17 protein-coding genes are annotated in these 21,772 nt (G+C 62.8%); 5 read left to right on the forward strand and 12 right to left on the reverse strand.

What is annotated here, in order from left to right; all coding sequences use genetic code 11:
* Positions 1-161: 161 nt before the first annotated feature.
* Genes EKH55_RS20030 through coxB form a run of 3 tightly spaced genes read right to left on the reverse strand, consistent with a single transcriptional unit; the run spans position 162 to position 3,671 of the window.
* Positions 162-506 (reverse strand): hypothetical protein, encoded by a 345-nt coding sequence (locus tag EKH55_RS20030; protein WP_151612725.1) that lies wholly within the window; start codon positions 504-506, stop codon positions 162-164.
* Positions 503-3,016 (reverse strand): cytochrome c oxidase subunit I, encoded by a 2,514-nt coding sequence (gene ctaD / locus EKH55_RS20035; protein ID WP_151612727.1) that lies wholly within the window; start codon positions 3,014-3,016, stop codon positions 503-505. Before ctaD ends, EKH55_RS20030 begins: the two co-directional genes overlap by 4 nt.
* Positions 3,009-3,671, reverse strand: coding sequence for a cytochrome c oxidase subunit II (coxB, locus tag EKH55_RS20040; protein WP_269808421.1), 663 nt, complete (start codon positions 3,669-3,671; stop codon positions 3,009-3,011). The genes ctaD and coxB overlap by 8 nt, the downstream gene beginning before the upstream one ends.
* 69 nt (positions 3,672-3,740) lie before the next feature.
* Between coxB and EKH55_RS20045 the strand changes: the two genes are divergently transcribed.
* The gene (locus EKH55_RS20045; protein WP_069457629.1) at positions 3,741-4,241 is read left to right on the forward strand and encodes a DUF2231 domain-containing protein; all 501 of its coding nucleotides are present in this window, start codon (positions 3,741-3,743) and stop codon (positions 4,239-4,241) included.
* On the opposite strand, the gene EKH55_RS20050 is transcribed toward EKH55_RS20045, so the two are convergent.
* Positions 4,219-4,719: a CopD family protein gene (locus EKH55_RS20050; protein ID WP_151612729.1), complete on the reverse strand. Its 501-nt coding sequence runs from the start codon at positions 4,717-4,719 to the stop codon at positions 4,219-4,221. The two genes, EKH55_RS20045 and EKH55_RS20050, sit on opposite strands and share 23 nt — an antisense overlap.
* A gap of 188 nt (positions 4,720-4,907) precedes the next feature.
* Complete coding sequence (locus EKH55_RS20055; protein WP_151612731.1) at positions 4,908-5,486, reverse strand: Hsp20/alpha crystallin family protein; 579 nt, start codon at positions 5,484-5,486, stop codon at positions 4,908-4,910.
* A 270-nt stretch (positions 5,487-5,756) separates the two neighbouring features.
* On the opposite strand from EKH55_RS20055, the gene EKH55_RS20060 reads away from it, so the two are divergent.
* Positions 5,757-6,560, forward strand: coding sequence for an aldo/keto reductase (locus EKH55_RS20060; RefSeq protein ID WP_151612733.1), 804 nt, complete (start codon positions 5,757-5,759; stop codon positions 6,558-6,560).
* A 75-nt stretch (positions 6,561-6,635) separates the two neighbouring features.
* Here the strand turns inward: EKH55_RS20060 and EKH55_RS20065 are convergent, their stop codons facing one another.
* Positions 6,636-7,028 (reverse strand): VOC family protein, encoded by a 393-nt coding sequence (locus EKH55_RS20065; protein ID WP_151612735.1) that lies wholly within the window; start codon positions 7,026-7,028, stop codon positions 6,636-6,638.
* Between the two features lie 98 nt (positions 7,029-7,126).
* On the reverse strand, positions 7,127-8,167 hold the full coding sequence (locus EKH55_RS20070) for an extracellular catalytic domain type 1 short-chain-length polyhydroxyalkanoate depolymerase (RefSeq protein ID WP_151612737.1): 1,041 nt from the start codon (positions 8,165-8,167) through the stop codon (positions 7,127-7,129).
* A 369-nt stretch (positions 8,168-8,536) separates the two neighbouring features.
* On the opposite strand from EKH55_RS20070, the gene EKH55_RS20075 reads away from it, so the two are divergent.
* Positions 8,537-9,538 carry a PQQ-dependent sugar dehydrogenase gene (locus EKH55_RS20075; protein WP_151612739.1) on the forward strand — a complete coding sequence of 334 codons (1,002 nt, stop codon included), beginning with the start codon at positions 8,537-8,539 and terminating at the stop codon, positions 9,536-9,538.
* Between the two features lie 90 nt (positions 9,539-9,628).
* Here the strand turns inward: EKH55_RS20075 and pdxR are convergent, their stop codons facing one another.
* Complete coding sequence (pdxR, locus tag EKH55_RS20080) at positions 9,629-11,101, reverse strand: MocR-like pyridoxine biosynthesis transcription factor PdxR (RefSeq protein ID WP_246231956.1); 1,473 nt, start codon at positions 11,099-11,101, stop codon at positions 9,629-9,631.
* A 3-nt stretch (positions 11,102-11,104) separates the two neighbouring features.
* Here pdxR and EKH55_RS20085 point away from each other — a divergent pair, with 3 nt between their 5' ends.
* Positions 11,105-11,860, forward strand: coding sequence for a pyridoxamine 5'-phosphate oxidase family protein (locus EKH55_RS20085; RefSeq protein ID WP_151613895.1), 756 nt, complete (start codon positions 11,105-11,107; stop codon positions 11,858-11,860).
* Between the two features lie 348 nt (positions 11,861-12,208).
* Positions 12,209-12,400, forward strand: coding sequence for a DUF6494 family protein (locus tag EKH55_RS20090; RefSeq protein ID WP_069457621.1), 192 nt, complete (start codon positions 12,209-12,211; stop codon positions 12,398-12,400).
* A 322-nt stretch (positions 12,401-12,722) separates the two neighbouring features.
* On the opposite strand, the gene EKH55_RS20095 is transcribed toward EKH55_RS20090, so the two are convergent.
* The 4 genes from EKH55_RS20095 to EKH55_RS20110 all read right to left on the reverse strand — a co-directional run bounded on the left by EKH55_RS20095 (position 12,723) and on the right by EKH55_RS20110 (position 21,384).
* Positions 12,723-13,550, reverse strand: a complete 828-nt coding sequence (locus EKH55_RS20095) for a carbohydrate ABC transporter permease (protein ID WP_151612741.1) — start codon at positions 13,548-13,550, stop codon at positions 12,723-12,725.
* Entirely contained in the window at positions 13,547-14,449 is a 903-nt protein-coding gene (locus EKH55_RS20100) for a carbohydrate ABC transporter permease (RefSeq protein ID WP_151612743.1), read from the reverse strand. The genes EKH55_RS20095 and EKH55_RS20100 overlap by 4 nt, the downstream gene beginning before the upstream one ends.
* Before the next feature lie 32 nt (positions 14,450-14,481).
* On the reverse strand, positions 14,482-15,711 hold the full coding sequence (locus EKH55_RS20105; protein ID WP_151612745.1) for an ABC transporter substrate-binding protein: 1,230 nt from the start codon (positions 15,709-15,711) through the stop codon (positions 14,482-14,484).
* A gap of 144 nt (positions 15,712-15,855) precedes the next feature.
* Entirely contained in the window at positions 15,856-21,384 is a 5,529-nt protein-coding gene (locus EKH55_RS20110) for a trifunctional serine/threonine-protein kinase/ATP-binding protein/sensor histidine kinase (RefSeq protein ID WP_151612747.1), read from the reverse strand.
* Between the last annotated feature and the right edge of the window lie 388 nt (positions 21,385-21,772).

Below are 21,772 nucleotides of genomic sequence, written 5' to 3' on the forward strand. Positions count from 1 at the left end.
CAAGTCACCGGCGCAGGTAGTCGGTCGCTTGAACCTGCGGAATCGCCAACAGCTCTGAGCCGATGCCGATATCTTCCGCGTCCCCGAGTTCCTCACCTTGAACGCATTGGTGCGAGCGCCTGACCGTATTGCTCGGAGACGAGGCGACTGACGTGATTGGATTACGTGCCGCAGAGCGACAGCCAAACGACACCGCCGAAACAGAACGGCGTCGCTATGGCGGCGGCCAGCCATACATGCATTGCAACCTCGCGTCTGAAAGCTTCCGTGCCGGTGTCGGGGCGCCGATGCCTCCGCCTCGCCAAAAAATAGAATAGTACGACGGCTGCAAATGAAACGAGAAACAACGCCGTGAGAGTTGCGCGAAGTCCCGGCCAATCGCCGAGCGCCGACACCTTGTCTTCGGCGAGATGGCAGCCGGTCGCCTGAACGCCATAGAGCACCACAAACACGACGCTCCAGAGCAGAAGACCAGCCATGATCGACATGAGGGGATTGTTGATCATCGAGAAAGCTCACCGGCGAGGCTTGCCATGACGAATGGGAAACCCGCGGCGGCTAAGCCCGCCACGGCGCTGTAGTCGTGCCAGAGCACTCCTAGGCGAAGATCTACATTGCGCCTTTCAGAGACGTAGCCGCGCCGAATCCGCCAGATGCCGTAGCCGGAGATGACCATGCCAAGCCCGCTGCGTAGGCCAGCATAGGCCAGAACGACAAAGACGCTCGACACGGCCGCATGGCTGCGCGGATCCGGCAAGGCAGCCACCGCAAGCCACGTCAGGGTGGCCGCAGCGACGAGCTGCGCGAAGCCGGTCAGCGCGAGCCAGCCGATCGCATCCGGGCTACGGGCCGCTGCGGATCGGCCCGCCCAGGCTGCCACGAGCAATGCGATGGCCGCGATGGCCGGACCCGCCAACGCGACCTGAGGGAGCTGCTGCGGTGGCCAGTTCGGTGCGGACACCCAGAGAAAAAAACATCCAAACAACAGCGATATGAAGGCCGTCGCATCAGCGGCCAGTGCAAACACCATAGCCCACCAGGACGGTGGACGCGCTGTCTCGCCATGCGGCGGAAGCTTTAGTCCGCCCCCGACCGGGAGATCCCCGACATCGGTCTTTTCGGCTGTATCCCCGCTCCACAGCAGAAACAGCAGGATGACGGATGCGAAGGTGATTGGCGTCAGCCAATAAAGCTTGAAAAGCAGGGACAGGAAGAAACATCCTGTGGCGGCGGCTGTCCAGATGGGGAGGAAAGTCCGCCTCGGCAGGCGCACGACGTGCTCCGGGTTGCCGGAAATCATCTCGACAGCCAGCAACTCCATGCGGCCACGGTTAGGCGCGCCGAGATAGCCCTTGCCCGACGCCAGTTGCGAGCCCAATCGGTCCGGGTCGAGCAGGTCGGCGCGACGTTCGATCGAAGGAAGCGATGCGAAGTTGTAGGACGGAGGCGGCGTCGCCATCGCCCACTCCAGCGTACCGGCTCCCCACGGGTTGCGACGACGACGACGACCGAAGCGGAAGAGCAAGATAAAATCGAGAGCGACGAGCGCGAAGCCCATGGCCATCACGAAGCTTCCCATCGAGGAGATGAAATTTAGCGTCTCCCAGCCGGATTCGATCGGATACTCGAAGATGCGCCTCGGCATGCCCCGCAACCCGGTCAGGTGCATCGCGAAGAACGTCACGTTGAAACCGATGAACACCATCCAGAAAGCCGCGTATGAAAGATGCTGCACGGGTTGGCGGCCACTCAGATGCGGCAGCCAGTAATAAGTGGCGGCGAGCATCGGGAAGACGAAACCGCCAATGAGCACATAGTGGAGGTGCGCCACCACAAAATGCGTGTCGTGGGCCTGCAAGTCGAACGGGACCATGGCCAGCATCACGCCGGTCAGTCCACCGATCACGAAGGTGCACAGAAAGCCGAACATGTGCAGCATCGGTACGGAGAAGCGCGCGCTCCCTTGGGCGAGGGTGGCGAGCCACGCAAAGATCTGAATGCCCGTCGGCACCGCGACGAGCGCGCTGGCGGCCGAAAAGAAGGACAGCGCCACGTGCGGGATCCCGGCTGCGTACATGTGATGAACCCATAGCCCGAAAGACAGGAATGCCATGGCGACAAGAGCAGCCACGATCATCCGGTAGCCGGCGAGCGGGGCCCCGGCGAGGGGAGGCAGGATGGTTGAGATCGCCCCTGCCGCCGGCAGGAAGATGATATACACCTCCGGATGTCCGAACAGCCAGAACAGGTGCTGCCACAAAAGAGGATCGCCGCCGCGGCTCGGGTCGAAGAAGGGCAGGTGAAACGCACGTTCCAACTCGAGCAACACCGAGCCGATGATGAGCGGCGGGAAGCCCACCAGCATCATCGCGGCGACAACGAGCATGTACCAAGCGAAAATGGGCATTTTGTCCAGTGACATGCCGGCTGCCCTTAGCTTCAATACAGTCACCATGATCTCGATCGCGGCAGAAAGGGCCGAAATCTCGACGAAGGTGATGGCCAGCAGCCAGACGTCGGAGTTGATACCCGGAGAATAACTGTTCGATGACAGCGGAGGGTACATGAACCAACCACTGTTCGGCGCAACGCCGCCGAGCAGAGCGGCAATGAGCGTGCCGCCACCAAAAAGGTAGCACCAGTAGCCGTAGGCCGTCAGCCGCGGAAAAGCGAGATCGCGGGTTCCCAGAAGTTTCGGCAGCAGATAGATCGCGACACCTTCGAAAAACGGAATCGCGAATAGAAACATCATGATGGAGCCATGCATGGTAAAGCTCTGTGCATACTGCTCCGCATCCATGAAGGCGCTTTCGGACGAGGCCAGCTGTGTCCTGATCAGCATCGCCAGCAGCCCCCCGACCGCGAAGAACACAAGCGCCGTCAGCATGAAGCGTTTGCCGAGGATGTTGTGGTTGACGGCGGCCAGGCGAGCGAGGCCCGGTGGCGTGCCCCAAACGCGCTCCAGGGCTTTGTGAAGGGCGACGGGCGACGGTTGCTTCATGTCCTCCTCAATCATTGGCGCTGCTCGTGTTCAAGGCAGCCGGATAGTCCTCGGGCGAATGGGCAAGCACTTCGAAGCGCATCCCCGCATGGCCGGTGCCGCAATATTCCGAGCATTGGCCGCCGTAGCGGCCGGGCGTATCGGCTCTCAGACGAACATAGGTCGTATGGCCGGGCACCGCGTCGATCTTGCCGCCCAGGCGCGGAACCCAGAGGCTGTGGACGACGTCGTCACTGGTCACGGCAATTTCCACGGTCCGCCCCGCGGGAATATGCACGGTCCCGAGGGTTGTCGGTGCTCCCGGAAGATCCGGATACTCAAACCGCCAGTTCCATTGGGTGGCGAGCGCCTCTATGCGGATCATTTCCGACGGTAGCCTGTCTCCGCCTCTCAACTGATGTTCGCCCAGCCAGAAAGCATAAACCGTCAGCGCGACCAGGATCGGCAGCGGAAGCGCAAGACCGCCTCCCACGATCCAGGACTCCGGTGAGATCCTTCTGCCGATCCCGGGAGCGAAAACGATGGCCAGGAACAGGCCGACCACCAGAAGAAACAGGAGGAGCGCCGCCATCAGCATTGCCCACCACAGACGCGCGACGGCGCTGGCGGAAGGACCTGCTGGCTCAAGCGTCGACAGGTCCCCGGCGCATCCGGCGCCAATGGCAATCACTGCGACGCTTGCGATTTTCGGGAACCAACGGCGGGAGAGAAGAATTGAGCGCGAAAGGGGAAGTCGGCGGTGAACGAAACAGGTGACAGTGCCAACCCGGTGGTTGCCGAGCTCGAGGAGAAGGACGCGAGCTCTGCGATCGCCGTCGCCGGCCACCCGTTGCATGCGATGAGCGTTCATTTTCCGATCGCGCTGGTGTTCGTCACTCTCGCTATAGACGTTCTGTTCTGGTGGTCGGCCGATCCTTTTTGGCTCCGGGCGGGACTCTGGTCCTCCGGGGGTGCCTTCTTCATGGGGATTGCCGCGGGTGCCGTCGGGACGGTTGAGCTTATTTCCGTAGCGGGGATCAGAGAGCGTGTGGCCAGTTGGGCCCATGCGATAGCCGCCATGATGTTGATCGCACTCACCGGGCTGAACTGGGGACTGCGCGTGACCGACGGTGATGTGGTCCTGCCGCACGGCCTTCTCGTCTCCATTCTCACGGCGGGTATGACGGGAATGGCCGGCTGGCACGGTGGCAAGCTCATTTTCCATCATGGCGTCGGGCTCATGGTATCGTCCAAGGACTGACCGCCCGGGCGAGCCTGTGCAGTCCGCCCGGTTCGAACATCGCCAGCGAACCCCCGGCGTGGATGGATGGCTTTGCCAGAACCATAAACATTATTGCCAGGACGACAGCGCTCGTGGCGGCGGTCGTCAACACAAACTGCCACTGCGGGTATGTCTCACCTTGGCGAAACAACCGAATGATGACTAGCCCGGCAAGGACGTGGAGGACGACCAGCGCCGAAACGAAAAAGAGCTTGATTGAAAACCAGCCTGCAAATGTCTGCTGACCAAAGATCAAAACGGTGCCGGTCGCAATGGCGATGAATGCGGCCGGCGAGATGACGGCGACGTATGCAAAACGGACCATCATCTGTAGCCGGTAGAGCGACTCTTCGTCTCGCACGCTCGCCCTTTGGGCATACAGCCCGGGCAAGCTTATGAGGCCACCCGCCCATAGTGCGATAGCCGCGATGTGGAAGAATTTGAGAGTGGTCATCATTCTTCGCGTCCAATCGCTCCGGCACAAGCTTACGTGTTGAGGTTGGGTCCCATGGCGCGGGAATTCACCTCCTGGATGGGAGCACACATAGGGCAAGCCAGTGGCCGGTCTAGCGCATCGGCCCGAGAAGCGTGCCCGATTTTTGAGCCCGGTGCGCCAAGCACCCGGAGCCATCGGCGCCACTCCCTCTAACCTTTTCCGGATTTCCCGCCTCGCTGTCCTTCGGACTGCTTGCCCGACTGCGAGCCTTCGGCTGAGATCGACTCCTGCCGCTTACCGCGCTGCACCTGGATTTTCCGGCTTCTTTCCTGCTCGGCACCCTTGGGCAGGGTCACGGTGAGCACGCCGTCGGCAAAGTCCGCCTCGACCTTGTCCGGATCGACCGAATAGGGCAGCCGCAACGAGCGCTGGAATGTGCCGTATGAGCGTTCCATGAAGTGGTAGTTCTCCTTGTCGTCCTTGCGCTCGAACTTCTTCTCGCCCCGGATGGTGAGCGTATCGTCGTTCAGCGACACGTCGATGTCCTCCTCTCGGACCCCGGGCAACTCGGCACATATGCGGACCTGGTTCTCGGTTTCGCTCACGTCGATGTCCGGCATGATCATGCTGCCGGCCTCCGAGCCGCGCTGGGAAGGGCCGCCGAACCTGCCGCGGAAGGCATCGTCGAACAGACGATTCATCTCCTCGTGCAGAGAGAGGAACGGATCGCCCAAGCCACGCGAGGTCAGGCCACCGGAACGGAAGGGAGATAAAGGATTTCGTGCCATGATGTCCTCCTTGGGCTGGGTTCGGGGCGTCGGAGATTGCATCCGGCGCGCCCGTTTGGGTGCGCACTCCGAACTCCGGATGAGAGTTTAGGTTCCCTTGGGGAGGTCGCTGTAACTCTTTGAAATTGCGCATCGCGCTTTCCGAACTTCGGGTACGATTTTCGCGATACGCTGTCGGCCGGAACACTTCGTCCCTCCCGATGTTTGGACCCCGAGAGCAGGACGCCGCGTCAGAGGCAAGCCGTTGCTCAAAATCCGAGGGCGAAAATCATGGATCCGAGGACCGAGATAGCGTTGCGCACCGGCAACAGGATGCCGGTGATGGGCGTCGGCACATGGCAATTGACGAACGACACGGCCGGCGCGATCGAAGCGGCCCTGGAGCTTGGTTATCGCATGATCGACACGTCGGGCGATTACGGGACCCAACTGGGCATCGCCGAGGGCATCAAGAGGAGCGGCATCGAACGCGGTGAGTTCTATCTGGTCACCAAGGTCGAGGAAGTGGATGACGCCTACCAGGCGACCCGCAAGAATCTCGACGAGTTGCAGTTGGACCACGTCGATCTCATGCTGATACATCGCCCGCCAAAAACCGGGGCGGGAGAAGACTTGTGGCGCGGCCTGATGCGGGCGAAAGAGGAAGGGCTGACGCGGGATATCGGGGTCAGCAACTATTCGACGGACCTGATCGATGCGCTGATCGAGGCGACGGGGGTAGTACCCACCGTCAACCAGATCGAATGGAGCCCGTTCGGCTACAGCGAGGACATGCTGCGCTACGCCACGGAAAGGCATATCGTCATTCAGGCCTATAGCCCGCTTACGCGCACGAAGCGGCTGCGGGACGAGGCGCTTGCCGAGATCGCCGCCAGATACAACAAATCGCCGGCGCAGGTGCTTATTCGCTGGAACCTGCGGCGCGCCACGGTTCCTATTCCCAAGGCCAACCAGCGCCGGCACCTCGAAGAGAACATCGATGTGTTCGATTTCGAGATCAGCGAGGGAGACATGGAAATCCTCAACGACTTGAACGAGCACTATTCCTCGCTCGGAACGCTCCCATACTTTTAGGCAAGGCAAAGGTGGAGATGATTGAAGAAGGTGGAGGAGGGCACCGATCTCGGCCCTGCAGCTCTTGTCGAGGGCTCACGGATTCCAGCCGCCGCTGCCATAGGGACGTGTGATGATCTCTAGCAGATGCCCGTTCGGATCCTCGAAATAGAGGCCGCGCCCGCCGTCGTGATCATTGGTCTCGCCCGGCTTTTTCTGGGCAGGGTCCGCCCAGTAATCCAGCCTCCGCTTGCGAATTCGATCGAAAATCGCGTCGAATTCGGCGTCGCCGACGAGAAAGGCGTAGTGCTGCCGCACAATCTTGCGTTCCGCTTCCATATAATCGAGATTGGCGTCGTTGTCGGTCGTGACCATGTGGAACGGTCCCCAGCGCCGCGGTGCAGGCAGACCCAGCATCTCAGCCAGGAAATTGGCCGAGGCCCTGGCGTCACGCGCCGCCAGGATCGTATGGTTGAAGTGGATAGCCATGTTTGATCTCACGGTGACGAGGGCATCGATTCGCGTAGTTTCGACCGGTTAACACGCCCGCACGCCTCCTGTTCCGAATCCGGAGACGCGTTCGCGCGCTAGGATCGGGGCCGAGGAATAAGGCCTGTCCAGCGCAAGGCACTCGCAGCCGCTGCCTGGATGCCGTCGACCGAATAGGTTGGCAGCTTCGACCCGCCCAGGCCCCAGGCCCTTGCGGTCTCGACAGTCGAGGAGACCCCCACATCGAGAAAGAAGGCTCCACTCCTGCCGTAGCCTCCGGCCGGATCGAGCGGGGCGCCGTGAGCCATGCCCGACAGTGTATGAAGTTCTATGACGCGACGCCCGCTTGCATTTTTCCAGATCTGCAGCGTTCGACTGCCGCGCCGCTTCGTCGACGACGGATGGCGGCCGCTTCCGTGCACGCCGCGCCACTGCTCGACGATCGCCATCGCATTGGCGGGCACCACCGTGTCATCCTTGGTGCCATGCCAGACGGAAATCCTCGGCCAGGGCCCCTGATGGTCGAAGACGCCACGGATCTTGGCTTGCAGTGCATCGGTACTCGGAAGGCCATATCCCCGCATCCGATCGAAGGCCTCGGGTATCGTCGACGCCGCCATGTATGGCAGGCCCGAGAGAATGGCGCCGGCGGCGAACACGTCCGGATAGGCGGCGAGCATCACGTTCGCCATCGCCCCGCCCGCGGAGAGGCCGGTGATAAAAACACGACTCCGGTCCACATTGCAGCGCTCGATCATGTGCTCGACCATCTGGCGGATGGACAGAGCTTCTCCCGAGTTTCGTCTGACGTCGGCCGGATTGAACCAGTTGAAGCAGAGGTTGCTGTTATTGGAGCGAACCTGTTCCGGAAGAAGAAGCGCAAAGCCGCAATCGTCGGCGAGACGCGACCATCCCGAGCAAGCGTCGTAGACGGCGGCCGTCTGCGTGCATCCGTGCAAAACCACGACGAGGGCGGGGGAGGGTGCTATGCTACCGGGCGTGTACCACCAGCCCTGAAGCTCGCCGGGATTAGATCCAAAGCGCTCCAGGGGCCTGAGCGGAGTGGGGATGGTTTCCGTAAATTCGCTGGCGTGGCGCCGCCGGGATAGCCGCTTCACTGTGTCCGAAAGAGATCTCATGCTGCCTCCATTGACGGCCGCGCGCCGGTGGCGAGGGGCCGCTCTGGCCCTTTTAAATGCTGCGTTCTTATCCGCAGATCGAATACGGCTTTGTGAAACATGCTGAAGGAAACGCTGAATTGCGGCAAATGGTTGCTGCGGTGCACAATAAATTTGCCGGCACAACGATCGGGCGGATCACTTCTGCGTGAGGCGCGGCCGCCGGCTTGAAACGGCGGAAGGCCGCTCCAATTCCTTGAAGCGCTGCGCGTCTTTTCAGACGTGCAAAGCTGTAACTCTTTGCATCTGCATCGGGCTTTCCCGACATCGGGTACCGTGTTCGGCCCGATGCGCTCGCAAAACTCAGCTATATCTGCGGAGGGCGCGCCGATGGATGTCTTTTCCTCCAAAGCCGGTTTTCTCCTCGCCAGAACCGCCTTCCTCGCACTCGCCTCGGTTGCGGCGTTTGCCTCCGGTGAGGTGCGCGCCGAGCTCTTCGCGCGCGTTCCGGCGGCGCGGGCAATGGCGGTCTGCGGCGACACTTTGTTCGTCGGAACCAAAGGGTCATCGGTCTATGCCGTCCCCCTGTCCGGTGGCCGCGCCCGCCGGGTCGCCTCCGGATTTTCCGCCCCGAACGGCGTCGCGTGCTCTCGCGGCCGTCTGTTCGTCGCTTCCAGGGACAGGATAACCGCCTTCGAGATCGGAAGCGGGGGCTCTCTGAGCGGCAGGCGGGATATTCGGCGCGGATTGCCGAATTCGGGAGCCCACAGCCTTCGTTACATCGCTGTCGGCCCCGATTCCCGGCTTTATGTCTCGTTCGGATCGCCCTGCAACATCTGTCTGCCGCGGGGCCTGCAAGGCACAATCGTACGCATGAACCAGGACGGGTCCGGTCTTCGGCGCGTCGCCTGGGGCGTGCGCAATTCCGTCGGCTTCGACTGGCGCGGGGGCACCATGTACTTTACCGATAACGGCGCCGACCGCATGGGCGACGACATCCCACCCGACGAGCTGAACGTGCTTCGGCCGGGCGGCTTTTATGGCTTCCCCTATTTCGGAGGGCAAATCCGGCTCAGAGGTTTCGAGGACGCCACGCCGCCCGCAAGGCAGATTCCACCGGTTTTCGACTTCCAGGCCCATGTCGCGGCGCTCGGCATTCACTTCTTCCGCAGCCTCGGAGGCGATGCGCTTGTCGCCCAGCACGGCAGCTGGGACCGGTCGGTTCCGGTCGGCTATCAGGTCGTGCGGGTGCGCTTCCGCGGCGGCCGCCCGGTCTCGGCAACGCCGTTCATCGGAAATGTCGGCCGGCCCGTGGATGTCAAGGAAGCGCCGGACGGCTCCATTCTAGTCTCCGACGATGCCGGAGGCGCAATTCACATATTCAGGCGGTGACGCCGAATGGCTGCGGCAACGAATAACCGGTCAGCAGGACCGCACCGGTTCTGCAAGCTCATTGGTGGCCCTCCCGCGGGCAGGACGGAATCACCGCATAATTTCCGCAAGGCTCCTGCCGGCCCGATGCAGTTCCTGCGGCTCGAAACCGGAATAGCCGAGGATCAGCCCTCTTCGTTTCGGGGCGGCAAGGCAATGGGTCGAAAGCGGCGACGCGCCGATGCCCAGCTTCAGGGCCGCTGCTGCCAGAGCCTCGTCGTCGCTATCGTCGGCAAGGCCGGCGATCAGGTGCAGCCCCTGCTCCGGCGCGGACGCTTTGTCTCGGAGCCCCTCGACCAGGGCATTCCGACAGGCTTCCGCGCGCTTGCGCACCCGCCGCAGATGGGCCGCGAAGTGGCCCTCGTTCAAGAGATCGGCAATTGCGCCCTGCGGCAAGCTCGGCGGCTGGCGGTCCATCTGCCGGCGCTGCGCCAATACGGGCTCGACCAGCGGTTCCGGCAGGATCGCGTAGCCGACGCGAAGTCCTGGAAAGAGCACTTTCGAGAAACTGCCGAGATAGATCACCCGCCCGGCATCGTCCATGCCTTGGATTGAGGCGAGCGGCGGGCCGGAAAACCGAAACTCGCTGTCATAGTCGTCCTCGAAGATCCACGCTCCGTTGCGCTTGGCCCAGTCGATCAGGGCGAGCCGGCGGCGCATGGTCATGGTCACGCCGAGCGGAAATTGGTGCGATGGCGTGCAATAGACGGCCGCAGCCTTTCCGCCGACTGCTTCGCCGGCGGCAACATCGATGCCCTCCCGGTCAACCGGCACCGGCACGATGGCAAGGCCCAGGCCCGCAACGGTCGCGTGAGCCGAAAGGTAGCAGGGATCTTCCAGCCAGACCGCGTCGCCGGGCCGTAAAATGGCACGCATCACGAGGTCCAGCCCGTGGCGGATGCCTGATGTCACGATGATCTGACCGGGATGGCAGCGGACGCCGCGCGCCACTTTTGCGTAGTCGGCGATCGCCTGCCGCAATTCGCGCTCACCTCTCGGATCGCCGTAGTCGTAGAAGTTGGGCTGGGGCCGCTCCAGGCGGCGATGCAGAAGCTGGCGAAACAGCTGCCGGGTGCGCTCATCCGCCATGGCGATGCCGAGGGTGCAAGGGTGCGGCGGTCCGGAATAGTGCGGCTCATCTCCGGCGGTTTTCGGCATGTCCGGACTGAGCCGAGGCACCTTGGCCGCCACGAAGGTGCCGGCGCCGACGCGCGCCTCGGCAAAGCCTTCTGCAACCAGTACTTCATAGGCCTCCACTGCCGCCCCGCGCGAAAGGCTGAGGCGGCGGGCGAGATCGCGCGTCGTCGGAAGCTTGGCGCCTGCCGGCAATTGGCCCGTCTCGATCAGCCGGCGAATGGCCGTGTAAAGCGCACGCGATCGCTTGCCGGCCTCCGGCATCACAGGAATCAGCGCCGACAGGTCCGGCAAAATGGTCTGATTTTTTCCCATTGAATTGGCTCTAGTTTGGACCAATTGGATGGTCCAGTCATGAACCAACAGGCTCATGAACACAAGGCGCAGCATTCGATGCCCGGCGATACGACCCTTCCTCCCCGCGAAAACGAAACGAGTCGAGGCTCCTATCCCGTTTCCGAGCGCAACAAGCTGCGCCGGGTGCACGAGCGTGGCCGCTATGACCGCGAGGCGGTTCATGCAGTGCTCGACGCGGCGATGCTCTGCCATGTCGCCTATTCGATCGAGGGCGAGCCCTATTGCACGCCGACGATCCACTGGCGCGAGGGTGACCGTCTTTACTGGCACGGTTCATCGGCAAGCCGCATGCTGCGTCAGCTCAAGGCCGGCGCGCACGTGTGCCTGACGGTCAGCCATCTCGACGGCCTCGTTCTGGCCCGCTCCGGCTTTCACCATTCGGTGAATTACCGCTCGGCGATGTGCTTCGGTACGGCGCGGATCGTCGATGACCGGCATGAAAAGGAGCATGCGCTCGAGACGCTCATCGAGCGCTTCTATCCGGGACGCGCGCGCCTTCTTCGCCCATTGGAGCCTCAGGAAATCAAGGCGACGATGGTGATCGGCATGGAGATAGAGGAGGCTTCGGCCAAGATGCGCGCGGCAGGCGTTGGCGATGACGAGGACGACTATGCGCTGCCGATCTGGGCGGGCGTTATTCCCGTCCGCACGGTCGTCGACCCGCTCAAGGCCTGTTCGCGGCTGTTGTCGGATGTGCCGGTGCCGGAGGGGCTTTCGGGCTTTGCGCCGGGTCGCGGGCTCGACGAGGTTCTGCTGGAAAACCAGCGGCTCTACGAGATGAGCGCCGGCTGACGTTGGTCCCGTGCCCTGTAGCCTGTCTCGGCCGCTTCCTTCCGGACGCCGCGCTACTGTCGGCACGCCCACGGGCGGTCGGATCACGCTTTGTAAGGAAGCGATGTAACCCAGGGCACATTTTCCTGCGGAGAATGCTCTATTCTCACCTTCGTTAATGCGCAGCAACTCCTCCCAACTGCGCGAGACGTCGATCGGTTGCACGCCCCTCCCGGGACCGATCGGACCAAAGACCCCGACGCCTTCGCCAGGCTCGGGGTCTTCTTCTACGGCACTACACGTCACGTCCCGCTTTCATGGCCGCATGCCTTCCCTTACAATCCCATGCGGACACAAAGGAGTTCTGCCATGAGCGAAGACGCCTTCAACATGTCGGTCCGCAAGTTCCTGAAGGAGGTCGGTGTCACCTCGCAGCGCAAAATCGAGGAGACGGTGCGCGAAGGGCGGATCGGCGGCAAGACGCTGAAGGTCCGCATGACGCTGACGGCGGAAGGCACCGGCCTCAACCACGTCGTTGACGGCGAGATCGAGCTTCCATAGGCCCGGCCGGCGAGCCGGCATTAAATCGGCGTATAGGCCAGAAAATGCTGCCGGATTTTCGGGAAAGCTGGTTGGTCAGGCTCGATTCCGACAGAGCAACACAGCAACGTCGCGGCGATTGATTGAAGGCCTGCTTCATGCTGCCATTGTCGGCCGTTCTGGTCAGTCGTGCGGATCGCGGCAGGATGGACAGCCTGCTACAGCGCCGCGCGTTTTATTAGAATCAGACGCGCAAAGGTCGCTGTAGCACTTTGTATTGCTGCATGTCTTTGTCCTTAAATCGAGGAGGATTAAAGGAGACATGCAGTAGTCCCAAGGCTGATCATTTCAGGGCTCCCGAGGTGAGGCCGGAGACGATGCCGCGCTGCAGGAGCACGAAGACAGCGAGCAGGGGGGTCATATAGATGGCCGCATAGGCCATTATGCTGTTCCATTCGTTGGCGTTCGGCGCCATGAAGCTGTAGAGCCCGACGCTGGCCGGCTGCAGTTCGACCCTCTGGATCATGGACCTCGAATAAACGAACTCGCCGAAGGCCTGCATGAAGATCAGCATGCCGCTGACGAGGATGCCCTTGCGCGCGAGCGGCAGGGCGATGCGGAAAAAGGCGCCGCTACGGGAATCGCCGTCCACGAGCGCCGCCTCCTCCAACTCCCGCGGAACGTTCATGAAGGTCGCGCGCACCAGCACGATGAAGAAGGGCATGCCCTTGGCGGCGATCGCGATAATGACCGCCAGGCGCGGATAGTGGAGCAGCCCGACTTGTGAGAAGCCGACGAAGATCGGCGTGATCATCAGCGATGCGGGCAGGACCTGCAGCATGAGGACGAGGAAGAGTCCGGCATCCACCCAGATATTGCGGTAGCGCGCCAGCACATAGGCGCAGCCGACACCGAGAACCGAGACGATGGCGACGGCACCCGAGGCGATGACCAGCGAATTCAAGATATAGCGGCCCATGTTGCGGCTGTGCCAGACGTGGCCGTAGATCTGCCACTGCGGGTCGGTTGGCCAGAAAGCCGGGGGGCTGGCAAATATAGCCGAGCCGGACTTGAGCGTGGTGATGTACATCCAGTAAAGCGGGAACAGATAGACGGTCGTGAGCACCAGCGCCGCGGCCAGCATCAGCCTTTCGCGAAGAGTGTGTCTCATCCCCGAATCTCGTGGCGCGTCGATCGGACATAGACGAAAGCGGCGACCATAACGAAGACGATCATGATGACCGAGATGGTCGCGCCTTTGGCGAAATCATATTGGCGGAAGGACAGTTCCCAGGCCCAGTACTGGGCCACATTCGACGAGTCGTTCGGCCCGCCGGAGGTAATGGCCGCGAAGAGGTCGAACTGCTGCAGCGTAAGGATGATACCGAGCGCGATGACTGCACCAATCGAGGAACGCATCATAGGCAGGGTGATGGTCCAGAAACGCTGCCACGCATTCGCGCCGTCGAGCTCGGCTGCTTCGTAGAGGTCGGCTGGAATGGCCGACAGACCGACCGACAGGAGGATCATATTGAAGGAGATCCCAAGCCAGATATTGGCGATGATCACCCCCAACAACGAGTAGTTCGGGTCGGAACGCCAGAAGATATTGCCGTTGATCAGGCCACTTTCGCGCAAGAGGTAATTCAGGACGCCGAAGTCGCCGGAAAGAATCCAGCTCCAGATCGCCCCCACGACGAGACCCGGCATCACCCACGAGACCAGGAAGAGGCCGCGCAGCCAGGAGGCACCTGGAAAATTCGTCGAGAACATCAGTGCCAGCCCGAAACCGATCAGGAACTGACCGACAATGGATGCGGCGACGAATATCGCGGTATTGGCCAGAATCGGCCAGGTCTCCTGCTGCGCGAAGAGCTCGGAGTAGTTCTTGAAGCCGACGTAGGGCCGCCAGAAGGTTCCGAGGCTGAACAGGTCCACCTGCTGCAAGCTCATCAGCACGTTATAGATGAGCGGCACGCCGGAAAGGGCGAGCAGGAAGGTGAGCGGCAGCGCAACGAGCGCAATGTCGAAGCCCTTGCCGTCCACGATGCTGGACCAGCGGCCCTTCATGTGCGGCACCTCCGCTCGCAACGCTTCTCCTTTCAGCCGAGCACGGCCTTGATTTTCTTCGCCGCCTGGTCAAGCGCTTCTCTGGACGACATCCGCCCGGTGAGCGCCGCCTGGATGGCATCCTGGATCGCCTTGGAGATCTTCGGCCATTCAGGGTGCGGGCCGCGAGGCTTGGCGTATTTGAGCTGCTCGAGAAAGACGTGGAGCGCCGCATCCTTGAGCGGTTGGCCGGTCTCTCCAATATCGATATCGGCTCGAGCCGGAAGCAGGCCGAAGTCGCCGAACATGCGGTCATCCTGAGAGACGAAAAATTCGAGCACCTTGAAGGCCTCTTCGGGGTGAGCCGTGCTTGAGAAGATCGCCCAGTTGTAGTCGCCCATGGACGAGGATCGTTCTGCACCCTCTTCCGGCACCGGCAGCAATGCCACGCCCCAGTCGAACTTGGCTTCAGCGACCATGCGGTCGAGCTCCCAGGGCCCGGAAATGGCCATGGCCGCGTTCCCGGAATTGAAGGTGCCGGTCGAGTCCCATTGGCTGCGCGTCAGCGTATCCCGGGAAGCGAGCCCCTCGTCGAGAAGCGTTTTCCAGATATCGAGCGCCTTGACCGCACCATCGGTGTTGATGTTTTCGTAGCTGGCACCGGCCATCTGCGCCCAGGGCAGGAACTGGAAGGTGCCCTCTTCGTTTCCCTTGGCCGAAAACGCTATGCCATAAACGTTGGCGGCCGGATCGGTCAGCTTTCGGGCAGCGTCCACCAATTCGGCCCAGGTCCGCGGCGGCTTGTCGGGATCAAGGCCCTTCGCCTTGAACATATCCTTGTTGTAGTAAAGTGCGATCGTGTTCGTCGCCTTGGGAACGCCGTACTGCCGGCCTTCCCACATCGTGGAGGCGAGCGGGCCGGGGAAGTAGTTTTTCGGCTCGATTACCGTAGACTTCGCGATCATGTCAGTCAGATCGAGAAAGGCACCGCGCGAGGCGAACAGGGCATGTTCCGGATTGTCAATCGCGATGATATCCGGAGCCTGGCCCGTCGAGTGGGCGCGTAGGGCCTCGCTGACCAGGTCATCGAACGGGACCTCTCGGTACTCGATCTTGATGCCCGTATCGAGCTTGTTGTAGTCGGCGACCAGACTAGAAGCCGGCCGGTCGTTGTCGTGGGACCAGACCGAGATCGTCACATCCTCGGCGATGGCCGGAACACAGAAGCCCAGGACGCTACCCATCACGAGAGCGCTGAGCATGGCGCATTTGCGGATATTCATGGTCTCCTCCTCTTTGTGATCCGACGACCCCGCTATAAGGGCGAATCAAACCCGATCACCCTCTCTTGCCGTCCCTAGCTGAAACATGCACCGCATGCGAGAGCTTCATCCAGCCGCTCGTGCCGTTACAGCGCCGCCGCTGCGCTAGTTTCCCAGTACCGCCATTGGGGCGGTATCTTCTGCGCCACCGGCGTCCTCCCGTTCGATTGGCAGAGTGAACTGAAACACTGCCCCACGAGGTTCGTTCCCGGCAGCCCACAGCCGCCCTCCGTGAGCCTCGATGATCGAACGGCAAATTGCCAGGCCCATGCCCATGCCGCTGGACTTGGTCGTGTAGAAAGCCTCGAACAGGCGGTCCATGCACTGCGGGTCCAGGCCAGGGCCCGAGTCGCGCACGCCGACGGTCACGCCTCCCGAGGCCGCTGTCTCGGTGCTGATCAGCAACTCCCGCTCGCCCTCGTCAACGCTGCTCATCGCCTCGATGGCATTCATGATCAGGTTCAAGACGACCTGTTGCAGCTGGACGCGATCTCCTTCCACGGGGCGCAGGTTCTTCGCGAACTCGCTCCGCAGCGACACGCCTTGCCGCAGCACTTCGCTGCGGGTCAAGGCAATCACATGACGAACGGCTTCATTGAGGTCGAACTGCACCTTGCGAGGGGGGGCCTTCTTGACCAGGGCACGGATCCTGTCGATTACCTCGCCGGCACGGTTGGCGTTCTCGACGATCCGGCGGAGCGCCTGAACCCCTTCCTCCAGGTTGGGCGCAGGGGCTCCCAGCCAGCGCAAGGCAGCCTGGGCATTCGTGAGCGATGCGGCGATCGGCTGGTTGACTTCATGCGCGATGGAGGCTGTGAGCTGGCCCATGGTGGCGACGCGGTTTGCGTGGGCCAAGTGCCCCTGAGCCTCGCGCAAGGCTTCCTCGCTCTCCCGCAGCGCCTCTTCGGCGCGCTTGCGTTCGGTCAGATCGAGCACGAAGGCGACCCCTTGGTTCCGGGTTTCTTCGAACGACGCCCGGCCGACCAGCACGGGCACACGGCTGCCGTCCTTGCGGATATATTCCTTCTCGTAAGGGGGCTGGCTCCCGGCCGGTTCGTAATCTTGCGCTCCTCCTGCCGGGCGATCGAGCCATTCCGGCGGCGTCAGGTCCGTCCAGCGGAGGCGACCCGAGACGAGATCATCGCGCTCGTAGCCCACGATATGGAGGAAGGCGTCATTGGCCTCGAGAATGCGGCCTTCGAGATCCCAGATGATGATTCCGATGATATTGGCTTCGACGAGACGCCGTATCTTTGCCTCGCGCTCGACGAGATCGCGGTACAACCGGGTATTCTCGAGCGAGATGGCTGCCTGAGAGGCGAGCAGCTTCAGTACTGCGATGCGGGCCGGCGCGAAGACACGAGCCGCAAGGTTGTTCTCGAGGTAGAGCACGCCCGTCAACTGACCCTGGTTCAGCAACGGCAGGCAAAGCACGGAACGGGCTTGGTGCTGACGGATGTATGGATCTGCGGAAAACGAGCTCCGAGCCGCGGCGTCGCCGAGAATCACGCTCTCCTTTGTGCGCAGAACATGTTGCAGGATCGATTCCGGTAGCGTGATCGCGCTTGGCACCTCGTCGCGGAGCTGCACGACGACCGCGTCTCCGCGGGTCATGGCCTCCGCCATGATCCGTGGCTCACCGCCCGCGATCAACAGGCCGCGTTCCGCCCCCGCCTGCTCGATGGCAGTGCGCATGAGCGTGTTCAGCAGCTTTTCGAAAACGATCTCGCCGGAGATGGCTTGCGACACCTTGATCACGGTGGCGAGGTCGAGATGTTCGATCGACGCCCCGATCGTCCCCGTCTGGCGGCGCACCGGCGCGTCATCCGGCATATCGGGATATAAAGTATCGAGTTGCTGCACTTTGCCAACAGCCCCCCAACTTCGGTAGCAGTGTCGCGCGCTTCGCAAATGGGCGTGGAAATTCGTCTCGAAGCCACGCGCCGCGTAGAAGCGCGCGGCCAGTTCGTGGGCGAGCGCCTCGTGGTGGACAAGGCCGTTGTCTCGAGCCGAGCGGATCGCCTGCTCGTAGAGACGCTGCGCGTCGAGCTCCCGCCCCTTGAGGCGGGCGATCTCGGCTTCCACCAGCGCGGCGCGACTTGCGAAGTTTTCAGGACAGTTCTCGGCCCACTCCCGGAGTCGGCGGCGGTGGGCGGTCAGGGCGTCCCGGTGAAGGGCTCGCTCCTCGACGGAGGCGGTGTCGCAGAGCGCGGCCCGCGCCAGCGCAGAATAGAGATGATATTCCGCCCGCTCGAAGATGGCCGGCGACATCCACAGGAGGCTTTCTGCTTTGGTCGCCGCCAGAACGGCGGCGGGATGGTCGCCAGCGAGGAAGCGGGCCTGCAGCTTGCGGATCCAGTACAACCATGCGGCGACCGACAGGCGCGGATCTTCCTCCAGATGCTGCTCGAACCGATCCTCATCGAAGCGCGCATCATTGAAAGAGCCGAAGATGGCAGTCTGGCCGCGGAGAGTTCGAACAAGGCGGAGCTGTGCGGTGATGAGGTCGACGACAAGACCGAACCGGGCCTGGCGCGCGAAGCCGAGCCCGGCTTCAGCCTCGCGCTGCACCTCGGTGAGCGGATCACCGCCGGCGAGGAGTTGCGTGAGGATGTTGTTGCAACTGAAGGCCGCGTAGGTCAGGTCACCTACCTGATGCGCCGCATCGAAGGCGTGCCGTGCGATCGGCCGGCCCGGCTGGAAGTGCCGTGCCGACGGCATTGCGAGGTTTCCAAAGGCGAGATAGACGCGGGCCTTCAGGCGATCGATCCCACGCTGCTGAACCAGGTCAAGACCGAGCTGGCCGAATCGGAGTCCGGCCTTGTAGTCACCGAAAAACAGCCCCAGCACATTGCCGACCGTGGCGTAGGCGTAGCACGATGCGTCGCTGTTGCCGTGTTCAAGGCTCAGGGTCACCATGCGCCCGATGACGAGCGGGCGCAGGTTCTCGTCGGTGAACAAGGCAGGGGACACGAGCGAGGTAAGAACGTTCATCGTGGCGGATGCGACCGGATCGGCCATCGGGGGCAGTTCGAGCAGTGCCTCGATCGGGCGATCCCCGAGCAGTCGCCACATGCGCGCATATTCCCGCCGGACGTGTTCTTTCGTCGGATGCGCCGACCACGTGATGCCGACCCGGCGGAGATAGTCGAGGCCCACCGAGACGGCGCGGTCGCTTCGGCCGAGCGTCATGAAGAGGTCCACTTGCAACTGGGTTATGGTCGCCAGTTCGGGGAGGCTGGCAGTGCGGTTTGCCAGTCCGGCGAGGTGCGCCTCCGCTTCCCGCGGCGCTCCCGTGAGGAACTCGCACTCGGCCCGGTGCAGCTCGAGCGCGAAGGTCAGCTCGTGCCGGCGCTCCCAGCTGTCGTCCGGCAATATTGCTAGCCCCGCGGTGAAATACGTCAGCGCCGAGGCGTATGCGGTCGAAGCTCTGGCGCGCCGCCCGGCAATCAAATTCAGCTCGGCAGCTCGCTCCTGCTCCTCGGCCGAGGCGATCAGTGCGACGCCGCGGTTGAGTTGGCCGACGATCTCGAAGACATGCTCCTCGACAGCTTCCGGCGGCGCGTGGGCGGCCAGCCGCCGGCCAATGGAAAGGTGCGCCGCAGCCCGCTCGGCTTCGGGGATCAGCGCATAGGCCGCCTCTTGGACGCGGTCGTGCAGGAATTGATAGGCTCCATCCCTCCGGAATACCAAGCCGGCTCGTTCCGCCTCCGATAGTGCTGCGTTCAGTGCAACCTCGGTCTCGCCCCGCATGAGGCCGAGGGTGGCGCTCTCGCCAGCGTTGCCCAGGCAGGCCAACTGCTGCAGGGCGTCCTGAGTCGCACCGGGGAGGCGGCGCAACCTCCCCAACAAAAGATCCACGACATTATCCGTGTAACCCTTTGCCTGAATGCGATTCAGGTCCCAGGACCAGCGTCCCTGCTCATGATCGAAGGCGACCAGTCCTTCTTCGGCCAGTGCAGTGAGGAACTGGATGCCGAAGAAGGGATTGCCAGCGGTCTTTTCATGCACCAGCCGGGCCAGCGGCGCGGCACAGGCTGGCGTGCTATGCAGGGCATCGGCAACGAGCCCGCCGATATCTTCCAGCCTGAGCGGCGTCAGCACAATCTCCTGTACCGACGCGCCGGCGCCGCGGACCGCCGCCAGCCGCCGCATCAGCGGGTGCGCTGCCGTGACTTCGTTATCCCGGTAGGCGCCGACCAGCAGTACGTGGCGCAGCTCGGGCCGGGTCAGCAGGTGCTCAAGCAGGTCGAGCGTCGCAGCATCAAGCCACTGCAGGTCATCGAGGAACAGCGCGAGCGGATGCTGCGGCCGAGCGAACACACCGAGCAGCCGGCAGAACACCGTTTGGAAGCGGCGCTGCGCGTCCTGTGCCGGCAGCTCCGGCAGCGGCGGCTGTGGGCCTGTGATGAGTTCGAGCTCAGGGACGAGTGTCACCATGAGATGTCCACTCGGGCCAAGCGCCTCGCCCAGGGCTTTACGCCAGGGCGCCAGCTCGGCCTCGCTCTTGCCCAGCAGCGGCTGGATCAGCTCCTGCAGCGCCTGCGCCAGGCTCGCATAGGGGATGTCGCGCTTGTACAGGTCGAATTTGCCCGAGGCGAACAGCCCGCGCGGCCCGAGCACCTTATGCAGTTCGTCGACGACGGCGGATTTGCCGATACCGGAATAGCCGGACACCAGCACTAGTTCCGGCGCGCCACCCTGGACGATGCGGTCGAAGGCGGCGAACAGGATCTTGATCTCGCGCTCGCGCCCGTACAGTTTCTCCGGAATCAGGATTCGGTCCGGCGTGTCGTGTTCGCCGAGCGGGAAGTCATGGATGCGGCCCCGAGCCTCCCAGGCCGTGAGGCAGCGCCGCAGGTCGTGCTCCAGGCCGGCGCCGGTCTGGTAGCGCTGCTCGGCGGTTTTCGCGAGCAGCTTCATGATGATCGCTGAGATGGCGCCGGGCACCTCCTTCCGCCGCTCTTGGGGCGGCAACGGCTTCCTGGCGAGGTGGCAGTGCACCCATTCCATCGGATCGGCAGCCGCAAACGGCAACACACCCGTGAGCATTTGGTAAAAGGTGACGCCGAGCGCGTAGAAATCGCTGCGATGGTCGACCGATCGGTTCATGCGGCCGGTCTGCTCCGGTGCCATGTAGGCGAGCGTCCCTGCGATGGTCTCGGGCGGCTCGGGTGCCTGACGTTCGCGGGAGAGGCGCGAGGCAATGCCGAAGCCGATCAGCCGCACCTCTTCACTCGCGCCGTTTACCAGAATATTGGCCGGCTTGATGTCCTTGTGGATGAGACCGCGCCGGTGAACCTTGCACAGGGTCGCGGCGACGCCGATAGCGATTCGTAAGAAGTCTCCGACCTCCATGGGGCCGTCGAGCAGCCGGGCGAGCGGCTCGCCGCCGGGGTCGTCGAGAACCAGCATCGTCCGGCTGCCTTTGCGCACGAACTCCAGTGGCTGCGCGGCCCATGCACCGTCCAGATCGTCCTTCAGTTCATATTCGTGGGCGAGGCGATCGAGGCTCGAGGGTGTCGGGTGCTCGCCGGCGGGAAGGATGATCAGCGCAGTGTTCCACCGCCCGCCGGCACCCCGACGTCGTCCGCGGCACAGCACGCGTTCGCCATCCTCCCACAGGACCTCCAAGGTGCCATCTCCATCAGCGCCGAACGATAGGTTCAACTGCCGGACCCGGTCGACAACTTAGCGTTTCTCGACAGGCTGACAGCAACTTTGAGCGCCAAGATTCGTCCTCCAAGGCTAGCCAGAGCGAGCTTAAACGAGGACTTTTACCACACACGACATGGTGTGACGATGTCTTTTCCACCAGATTTCTTCGTGCGTTAGAGCGGATGCGTCTTCAGCACGGGCACGTGGACATGCAGCAGCCGACCCCCTCACAGGGAGCCGTCGGGAGAGCTTCAAGGGGCCCACTGTCGGAAGAGGGTCGGCCCCTGGTACGCTGCGGCACCTGACTATTGGCAGGAAGGAAGGATCGGAAACCAAAGAGGGAAAACCTATCCGCGCGCCCAAA

Origin of the sequence: Sinorhizobium alkalisoli (genome assembly GCF_008932245.1) — a bacterium.
Classification (GTDB): Bacteria; Pseudomonadota; Alphaproteobacteria; order Rhizobiales; family Rhizobiaceae; genus Sinorhizobium; species Sinorhizobium alkalisoli.

Excerpts from the sequence above, each read along its gene's own strand:
- EKH55_RS20030 (WP_151612725.1), bottom strand. The coding sequence starts at position 506 with ATGATCAACAATCCCCTCATGTCGATCATGGCTGGTCTTCTGCTCTGG.
- ctaD (WP_151612727.1), bottom strand. The coding sequence starts at position 3,016 with ATGATTGAGGAGGACATGAAGCAACCGTCGCCCGTCGCCCTTCACAAA.
- EKH55_RS20050 (WP_151612729.1), bottom strand. The coding sequence starts at position 4,719 with ATGATGACCACTCTCAAATTCTTCCACATCGCGGCTATCGCACTATGG.
- EKH55_RS20055 (WP_151612731.1), bottom strand. The coding sequence starts at position 5,486 with ATGGCACGAAATCCTTTATCTCCCTTCCGTTCCGGTGGCCTGACCTCG.
- EKH55_RS20060 (WP_151612733.1), top strand. The coding sequence starts at position 5,757 with ATGGATCCGAGGACCGAGATAGCGTTGCGCACCGGCAACAGGATGCCG.
- EKH55_RS20065 (WP_151612735.1), bottom strand. The coding sequence starts at position 7,028 with ATGGCTATCCACTTCAACCATACGATCCTGGCGGCGCGTGACGCCAGG.
- EKH55_RS20070 (WP_151612737.1), bottom strand. The coding sequence starts at position 8,167 with ATGAGATCTCTTTCGGACACAGTGAAGCGGCTATCCCGGCGGCGCCAC.
- EKH55_RS20075 (WP_151612739.1), top strand. The coding sequence starts at position 8,537 with ATGGATGTCTTTTCCTCCAAAGCCGGTTTTCTCCTCGCCAGAACCGCC.
- pdxR (WP_246231956.1), bottom strand. The coding sequence starts at position 11,101 with ATGCTGCGCCTTGTGTTCATGAGCCTGTTGGTTCATGACTGGACCATC.
- EKH55_RS20085 (WP_151613895.1), top strand. The coding sequence starts at position 11,105 with ATGCCCGGCGATACGACCCTTCCTCCCCGCGAAAACGAAACGAGTCGA.
- EKH55_RS20090 (WP_069457621.1), top strand. The coding sequence starts at position 12,209 with ATGAGCGAAGACGCCTTCAACATGTCGGTCCGCAAGTTCCTGAAGGAG.
- EKH55_RS20095 (WP_151612741.1), bottom strand. The coding sequence starts at position 13,550 with ATGAGACACACTCTTCGCGAAAGGCTGATGCTGGCCGCGGCGCTGGTG.
- EKH55_RS20100 (WP_151612743.1), bottom strand. The coding sequence starts at position 14,449 with ATGAAGGGCCGCTGGTCCAGCATCGTGGACGGCAAGGGCTTCGACATT.
- EKH55_RS20105 (WP_151612745.1), bottom strand. The coding sequence starts at position 15,711 with ATGAATATCCGCAAATGCGCCATGCTCAGCGCTCTCGTGATGGGTAGC.